At 42.0% G+C, this 1705-nt stretch carries 1 protein-coding gene and 2 pseudogenes; all 3 read left to right on the forward strand.

Annotated features, from left to right (window positions below; all coding sequences use genetic code 11):
- Positions 1–602 (forward strand): annotated as a pseudogene (locus tag BHE81_RS25725) (conjugal transfer protein TraG); the annotation flags it as partial.
- Positions 603–607: 5 nt separating this feature from the next.
- Entirely contained in the window at positions 608–1135 is a 528-nt protein-coding gene (locus tag BHE81_RS25730; RefSeq protein ID WP_032409657.1) for a conjugal transfer protein TraS, read from the forward strand.
- Positions 1136–1323: 188 nt separating this feature from the next.
- A pseudogene (gene traT, locus BHE81_RS25740) lies at positions 1324–1645 on the forward strand (complement resistance protein TraT); the annotation flags it as partial.
- Between the last annotated feature and the right edge of the window lie 60 nt (positions 1646–1705).

Genomic DNA, 1705 nt, shown 5'->3' on the forward strand with positions numbered 1-1705 from the left:
CGTCACGCACAGAGAGCATGACTGGCCAGATGAACGAAAACCTGACTCAGCAGTTTGCGAACTTTGTTCAGCATCGTGCTCCACAGGATGCCGAGGCCATTCTGACCAATACCAGTTCTCCTGAAATTGCGGCGCAGCGTGAAGCCCTGGCGCGTGAATTCGTCAAAGAGCAGGTAGAACCCAGGGTTGATGCTGCATATCAACAGGGGCGTGAAAGCATCGGACAGAATATGACAGGGGTGTCAGGAGGTGGAGACAATGGTTCGGTAATGGCCGACTACAGACATAATTCCGCCCGTATCGATGCGATGACGCAACGGGCAGATATTAAGGATAATGTGGGTCAGAAAGTGGATGGGATGATTACAGAGAATAAACAACAGCATCAGGAAACCCGTGAAAACATACAACGGCAAGGCGCAGAGGTGAAAAATGAGAATGCTGAAATGGAAAAGGACCATAAAACAAAAGCAAATGAGTTTAAAGGTGATTATAATGAAAGAAAGAGTAAGGTGAAAACTTTACCAGGAGCTGACTCGCCTGCTGAGTTAGAGGCGAAAGCGGCGAAAATTCAAAAGGATTATCTTGATGGTAAAAGGTAAAAATGATGATTACGAACAAAATACTTATTGAGGAAGTGGAGGAACTGAAAAGTCTACTTTCACAAGGGAAGGCTGAAATTCCATCTTTTTGGGAGTGCCTTTGGCCAGGCGTAGTGTTAGTTGCATGGAATATACTTTGCGCTGTAATTAGTGTGGATACTGTGTATTTGTCAGGAAAGTATATGTTTCATGTTTTGGTTTTTCCTGTTGGGGTCAGTACCATTATGCTCCTGGGCATTGCCAGTTCACGTTCTCTGTTTTTGTCAGTTCCGAAAAATTTTAGAGAAAAATCGGATGTATATCGTTTTTTTGCTAAGAAAGTTTTTATTTATGCTGTTGTTTACATGACGGTGATTATGTTATTGGCTATTTGTAATAGAGTGTTTTATGACTCACCATTCTCTTTTGCATTTATGGTTATTTTAACGTCCGTTTTTTTTGGTTTTGTCATGAATCTGGATTTTGGACGATATCAGCTATCATTACTCACCTCTGCAATAAATTCTTTTCGAGTAGAAAAGTTGGGGGGGTAATCATCCAGATGCAACCTATCAATTATGGTAGTTTGTTAACAGGCTAAAAGTTTCCTTTGTTATTATTGGTTTCTCAGGCTGTAATTAGTTTTTATATCTCGTTTAAAATTCGTATATAGTGAATGCGCATTCCGAAATGATAAGAGAATGTGTATTCACTCGTATTGATTCTGTCACAAGGATTCAGGATGAAGCTTAATAAAGTCATGGCTGTTATGGTCGTCAGCTCTGCGCTGGTGTTATCTGGATGTAGTGCAATGGGAACCGCCATTAAAAAGAGAAATCTGGGTAAAAACCCAGATGAGCGAAACAATCTGGCTGGAACCTTCAAATAATAAGACGGTTTATCTGCAAATCAAAAATACCTCCGATAAGGATATGAGTGGCCTGCAGGCAAAAATTGCCAGCGCTGTCACTTCAAAGGGATATCAGGTCGTCAGTAACCCCGATACGGCGGGCTACTGGATCCAGGCGAATGTGCTCAAGGCCGATAAAATGGACCTTCGTGAGGGCTTTGTTGAATAAATCAGATTTCGGGTAAGTCTCCCCCGTAGCGGGTTGTGTTTTCAG

It is taken from the genome of Klebsiella sp. AqSCr (genome assembly GCF_008452795.1).
In the GTDB taxonomy this organism is placed as follows: Bacteria; Pseudomonadota; Gammaproteobacteria; order Enterobacterales; family Enterobacteriaceae; genus Klebsiella; species Klebsiella pneumoniae.

What these genes read in the sequence shown, in the direction of transcription:
- BHE81_RS25730 (WP_032409657.1), top strand. Translation starts at nt 608, where the DNA reads ATGATTACGAACAAAATACTTATTGAGGAAGTGGAGGAACTGAAAAGT.